1 protein-coding gene is annotated in these 463 nt (G+C 63.5%); it reads right to left on the reverse strand.

Going from position 1 to position 463, the window contains the following annotated elements; genetic code table 11:
* Positions 1–9: 9 nt before the first annotated feature.
* Positions 10–463 (reverse strand): NAD(P)-dependent oxidoreductase (locus OC610_RS28825; RefSeq protein ID WP_269808116.1); only part of this gene is annotated, 454 nt, incomplete at its 5' end.

Genomic DNA, 463 nt, shown 5'->3' on the forward strand with positions numbered 1-463 from the left:
ACAGGGGGGTTAGTTGTCTACCAGGTTTTGCGGCGTGCCGGCGGCCCAGGCCGCGATATTGTCCAGGGTGGTGGTGGCGATCGCCGCCAAGGCTTCGCGGGTCAGGAACGCCTGGTGCGCGGTCACGACGACATTGGGAAAGGTCAGCAGCCGCGCGAGGACGTCGTCCTGCAACGGCAAGTCGGAGCGGTCCTCGAAAAAGAGTTGGGCTTCTTCCTCGTAGACATCGAGTCCCAGATACCCCAACTGGCCACTTTTCAACGCTTCGATCAGCGCCGGCGTGTCCACCAGGCCGCCGCGACCGGTGTTGATCAGCATCGCGCCGCGCTGCATGGTTTCCAGGGAGCGGCGGTTGATCAGGTGTCGGCTCTGTTCGTTGAGCGGGCAATGCAAGCTGATGACTTGTGCTTGCGCCAGCAGATCGGCCAACGGCACATAACGGGCGCCCAGGGCTTCGACCTGG

Origin of the sequence: Pseudomonas agronomica (assembly GCF_025917275.1) — a bacterium.
Taxonomy (GTDB): Bacteria; Pseudomonadota; Gammaproteobacteria; order Pseudomonadales; family Pseudomonadaceae; genus Aquipseudomonas; species Aquipseudomonas agronomica.